This window comes from Allocoleopsis sp. (assembly GCF_036703385.1).
GTDB lineage: Bacteria > Cyanobacteriota > Cyanobacteriia > Cyanobacteriales > Coleofasciculaceae > Allocoleopsis.
This window is the reverse complement of sequence record NZ_DATNPA010000783.1, coordinates 1-5,782: the sequence shown is the minus strand read 5'-3', so window position 1 is coordinate 5,782 and position 5,782 is coordinate 1. Positions and strand designations below refer to the sequence as shown.

Genomic DNA, 5,782 nt, shown 5'->3' with positions numbered 1-5,782 from the left:
TGTAGCTGAGCCAGAGCCAAAGGCGATAGAAAGTGAATTTTTCTTGACAGGCAAATCTATAGCATTTGACACCACCTATGCCCAAAAGCGACATTATGCTGCAGTTAGAATTTCAACACCACGGAACTAGGATGCCTCAATCCACTAAAACCGCTATTTTGGTTATCGGCGGCGCTGAAGACAAAGTTCATGGACGAGAAATCCTGCACACGTTTTTTGGGCGTTGTGGGTCAGTTGATGCACGAATTGCTATTATTCCCTCAGCATCGCGAGAACCCGCCCTGATTGGCGAACGCTACGTCAGCATTTTTGAGGACATGGGAGCCAAGGAGATCCGGGTACTTGATATCCGCGATCGCGCCCAAGCGGAAGACCTCGAATTACAGCAATATATTGAAGAGTGTACGGGCGTCTTTATGACGGGTGGCGACCAACTCCGCTTGTGTGGCTTGCTGGCAGACACGCCGTTGATGGAAAAAGTGCGCCAACGTGTGCAACAGGGTGAGATTACCCTAGCAGGCACGAGTGCTGGGGCCGCCGTCATGGGTCACCACATGATTGCAGGCGGTGGCAGTGGTGAGTCCCCCAATCGTTCCTTAGTGGACATGGCAACGGGTCTGGGGATCATCCCTGAGATTATCGTGGATCAACATTTTCACAACCGGAATCGTATGGCACGTTTGATGAGTGCCGTGGCAGCTCATCCCGAACGCTTGGGGATCGGGATTGATGAGGATACCTGTGCCATGTTTGAGCGAGATGGGATGTTGCAGGTGATGGGTAAAGGCACTGTAACCATCATCGATCCAGCGGAATTGTCTTACACAAACCATGAGCAATCCGGTGCTACCGATCCCCTGAGTCTGCATAATCTCCGTGTGCATATTCTCAGTTATGGCGATCGCTACCATTTACACAAGCGTTGCTTAATTGCGCCGGACGGCTAAATCTTCCACTCTCTACTCAAAACAAGTAGATGGAGCTTAGCGTCTCGTCATTCGATTTGGGAGGCGAGGATTGACCATTCTCACTCTCCATTAGAGGGGATAAATCCGGGGGATTTGAACCAGGAAAATTTTTCTTTATCTCCACGATTCAAGTTGGGAACTTGTATCCATCTGGACTTGGTCATAGCTCATTCACAATTTGTGGCTTAAATCAGAAATCGATTTGTGTAAAATTGATGACATAGTTACATATTGTCACAGAGTAAAGTGTTGCATGATCCTTTACTCTTAAAGGTTGTTGCTCGATGACTGATCCGAGCGCAGCCTTTTTAGAAAAACTGTTCACTATGAACAGTTAGAGAGGTTTTTAAAGCTGGAAACTAGTGGACACTCCAAACTGAACTAAAAGAGGAAAATTCCAGGTATTAAGCTAAATGAGTTAGTTACGATGAAGTTCTTCTCACTCGCTCAGCACCCGATATTTCGTTGTAAAAGCGTATTGGTTCCGGTAGCATCTACTAGTCCGACCCATTGTCGGCTCTCACCGAGGATTTTATTTAATGAGATAGACGAAAATTTTCTTTATCCTGGTTCTTATGTAGAAGTTATCTGCTCTTTTTAGCGTTGATGTTGAACATCAGCGCTGTGCCCGTCTTGGCAAATCCCGATGTGTTTGCAGATTGCCTAGCCTCGTCATTGAAAGCTGGCTGGAGTCTATAGAAGAGGGGTAGCAAGCCCCCTAGGCTGAGTGAAAGATTCTGCTAGATAGCTTGACAGGGCGTCACTGTGCAAGTCCAATGCTGAGTAAAAGTAAATAAAAGCGCCTTTTCTGTAATTGCTTCTTCGGGCAACACTTCCGATTTCGTGAATCACTACCCTCAAAAGTTGCTATGAGAATTCTGAGAATCCAGACGTTACGCGGTCCCAACTATTGGAGCATTCGACGCCACAAACTCATCGTTATGCGTCTTGATTTGGAGGAACTGGCGGAAAAGCCCTCCAATCAAATTCCAGGCTTCTACGAGGGATTAATTGCCACACTCCCCAGTCTGGAAGAACACTTCTGTTCTCCAGGAGTTCGGGGTGGTTTTCTGAGCCGGGTAAGGCAGGGCACGATGATGGGTCACATCATTGAACATATTGCCCTAGAACTGCAACAACTGGCAGGGGTGAACGTAGGATTTGGTCGCACCAGGGAGACGGCAACACCAGGAGTCTACCAGGTAGTGATTGAGTACAGTGATGAACAAGCGGGTCGTTATGCAGCTAGAGCTGCTGTGCGACTGTGCCAAAGTATTGTTGAGACTGGCACTTACCCCCAAGCTGAATTAGAGCAAGACTTAAAAGACTTACGAGAGCTGTATCGGGATGCTGCTTTAGGGCCGAGTACAGAAACGATTATCAAAGAAGTCGAAGCCAGAGATATTCCGTGGATGCAGCTCTCGGCAAGAGCAATGATTCAACTCGGCTATGGCATCCACCAGAAGCGACTCCAGGCCACCTTGAGCGACTTCTCAGGGATTTTAGCCGTTGAACTGGCCTGCGATAAAGAAGGCACCAAACAAATTCTGCGGGATGCGGGTGTACCCGTGCCTCACGGTACAGTCATTAACTACCTGGATGAACTCGAAGGTGCGATCGCAGAGGTGGGTGGCTATCCGATTGTGATTAAGCCGTTGGATGGCAACCACGGACGCGGCATCACGATTGACATTAAAGCCTGGGATGAGGCGGAAAAAGCCTATGACGTTGCCAGACAAATCTCGCGAGGGGTAATTGTCGAACGCTATTATCGCGGCAGTGACCATCGGGTTTTAGTCATCAATGGCAAACTGGTTGCAGTGGCAGAGCGAGTTCCCGCACATGTCGTTGGCAATGGTAAGTCTACAGTTCAGGAACTGATTGAGGAAACCAACCGCGATCCCAATCGGGGGGAAGGGCATGATAATGTCCTCACAAAAATTACTGTTGATCGCAACAGTATGACCCTCTTGCAGCGACAGGGCTACACCCTGGATACCGTCCTACCGGCAGGAGTTGTCTGTTACCTGCGAGCCACCGCTAACCTCAGCACCGGTGGCATTGCGGTAGACCGTACTGATGATATTCACCCAGAAAATGTCTGGCTGGCACAGAGAGTTGCCAAAATCATCGGTCTCGATATTATCGGACTGGATATTGTGACTCCGGATATCACCAAGCCTCTACGAGACGTAGACGGAGTGATTGTAGAAGTGAACGCAGCTCCCGGCTTCCGGATGCATGTCTGCCCAAGTGTTGGATTGGCGAGGAACGTAGCAGCTCCCGTCCTAGATATGCTGTTTCCCAACGGCGGAACTGGTCGTATTCCTATCATTTCGATTACGGGCACCAACGGAAAAACCACGACAACGCGCTTGATTGCTCACATTTATCGGCAAACGGGACGGATTGTTGGCTACACAACCACCGATGGCATTTACATTGATGACCATGTGGTAGAAAAAGGCGACACCACCGGCCCCCAAAGTGCTCAGGTTATTTTAAAAGACCCCACCGTCGAGGTAGCTGTCCTAGAAACAGCACGAGGCGGAATTCTCCGTTCCGGCTTAGCGTTTGATAAATGTGATGTAGGCGTCGTCCTCAATGTATCGGCTGATCACTTGGGACTTGGCGACATCGATACCATTGACCAGATGGCTAAAGTTAAGAGTGTGGTTGCCGAATCGGTAAGCATTAATGGTTATGCCGTTCTCAATGCAGACGATCCCCTAGTTGCAGCGATGGCAGAGCGGGTAAAAGGTCAAGTGGCTTATTTTGCGATGAACCCAGCCAATGAGTTGGTGCAAAATCACATCCGCAAAGGAGGTTTGGCAGCGGTGTATGAGAATGGCTACCTGTCAATTCTGAAGGGGGATTGGACACTACGCATTGAGCAGGCGGTGAATCTCCCTGTGACGATGCAGGGACGGGCACCCTTTATGATTGCCAATGCTCTAGCGGCAAGTCTGGCGGCATTTGCTCAGGGGGTTCCAATTGAGGCCATTCGAGCAGCCTTAACGACGTTCCGGGCTTCTGTAAACCAGACACCGGGACGGATGAATTTGTTTAATCTAGGCCATTATCATGCGCTTGTGGATTATGCCCACAACGCAGCTAGCTATGAAGCGCTAGGAAGTTTTGTCTGCAATTGGCCTGGAGAGCGGATTGGGATCGTTGGAGGCCCCGGCGATCGCCGTGATGAAGACTTCATCGAACTCGGAAAACTCGCCGCGAAAATCTTTGACCGGATTATTGTTAAAGAAGATGACGACCTGCGGGGACGACCGAGCGGTGAAGCATCGGAGTTAATCTGTAAGGGCATTATTCAAGAAAAGCCCGATCGCCAGTATGAAATCCTCCTCAAGGAGACAGACGCGATCAACACAGGATTAGATCGGGCAACCGCAGGCGGTTTGGTCGTAATTCTCCCGGAAAGTATCACCCGTGCGATATCTCTGATAGAGATGCGTAATCCCCTGCCAGAGAATATCAATCACCTACAAACTGCCGACATTCCAGCGAATTTACAGTCATCGGTAGTCAATAAGGTCTAGTTGGATACCTCAGCTTTGGTGCTTGAGTAATCTCTTCCCAAAATCCAATAAGGGCGTTAGCGCAAGGTGTGCTAATGCCCTCTTTTATCTAATCCGCATCAACTTCTTAAGTATTACAGTTGGCTTAAGATTTAATTCTTAGGAATGATCCTGCTCCGTGTCGTCTTGATCAGAGGATGGCTTGTTCATCTCCTGTTTAAAGCCTCTGAGAGTTTTCCCTAAAGCGCTGCCCATTTCCGGAATCTTCTTAGGGCCGAAAATTACAATAGCTGCGATCGCAATTAGCCCAACTTCAGGCCATCCTAAACCAAACATACCCATCTCCTATAAACTCTCCTTAACTCACTATAGACAGGAGTAGGGTACCCAGAACGCTATTCTTGATCCAGCTAGGACTGATTCTTGACATCTTCAAGTTTTAATCAATGTTAGAAACTTCAAAGCCTTCTGTACGCGAACAACAACATCCCTTAATACGCCAACTGGCAGACTGCATTGAGTCCAATTGGCAGCGCTACCTCGACCTCTCACCCTATGAACTGCCAGCAGAGATGGGATATGTAGAAGGACGGTTGGAGGGGGAAAAGTTAATTATTGAAAATCGCTGCTATCAGACCCCCCAATTTCGGAAAATGCACCTGGAACTGGCAAAAGTCGGCAATATGCTCGATATTTTGCATTGTGTGATGTTTCCCAGACCCGAATACGAGCTGCCGATGTTTGGCTGTGACTTAGTAGGGGGACGGGGACAAATTAGTGCTGCGATCGCCGATCTTTCTCCAGTTAACGCTGAGCGCATCCTACCTGATGCCTATCGCCACGCCTTACAGGCATTACCTACACCTCAGTTTTCCCAACCGCGTGAGCTTCCTGCATGGGGAGAGATTTTTTCCGAATTTTGCCTATTTATTCGACCGAGTAACCTTGAGGAAGAAAGCCAGTTCCTCTCAAAAGCTGATGAGTTTCTGCGGATTCACTGTACCCATGCCGCTAAGGCTTCACCCGTACCTGTTGAAAAACAATCAGAACTTCTTGCCGGTCAACATTACTACTGCGCCCAGCAGCAGAAAAACGACAAAACCCGTCGAGTGCTAGAAAAAGCCTTTGGTTCTGACTGGGCAGAACTTTATATGACATGCGTGCTGTTTGACCTACCAATACCCCAATAAAGTTCTAACGAATCTCCCGACTCTAGCGTTAGCGGAATCGGGAGAGGTTTCGATTAAAAAGTAGGATATTTTACTTCGTAGGATAGATGAG

General features: G+C 48.5%; 4 protein-coding genes. 3 read left to right on the top strand and 1 reads right to left on the bottom strand.

Annotation, left to right across the window (positions count from 1 at the left end):
* Positions 1–77 precede the first annotated feature (77 nt).
* Together V6C93_RS36495 and cphA are read left to right on the top strand one after the other, a co-directional pair.
* Positions 78–947 carry a cyanophycinase gene (locus tag V6C93_RS36495; RefSeq protein WP_349262953.1) on the top strand — a complete coding sequence of 290 codons (870 nt, stop codon included), beginning with the start codon at positions 78–80 and terminating at the stop codon, positions 945–947.
* A gap of 890 nt (positions 948–1,837) precedes the next feature.
* A complete protein-coding gene (gene cphA / locus V6C93_RS36490; protein ID WP_333481595.1) occupies positions 1,838–4,522 on the top strand; it encodes a cyanophycin synthetase in 2,685 nt (894 codons plus the stop codon).
* 138 nt (positions 4,523–4,660) lie between these two features.
* On the opposite strand, the gene tatA is transcribed toward cphA, so the two are convergent.
* Entirely contained in the window at positions 4,661–4,837 is a 177-nt protein-coding gene (gene tatA, locus V6C93_RS36485; protein WP_333481594.1) for a twin-arginine translocase TatA/TatE family subunit, read from the bottom strand.
* A 110-nt stretch (positions 4,838–4,947) separates the two neighbouring features.
* On the opposite strand from tatA, the gene V6C93_RS36480 reads away from it, so the two are divergent.
* Positions 4,948–5,691: a phycocyanobilin:ferredoxin oxidoreductase gene (locus V6C93_RS36480; protein ID WP_333481593.1), complete on the top strand. Its 744-nt coding sequence runs from the start codon at positions 4,948–4,950 to the stop codon at positions 5,689–5,691.
* The last annotated feature ends 91 nt before the right edge of the window (positions 5,692–5,782 follow it).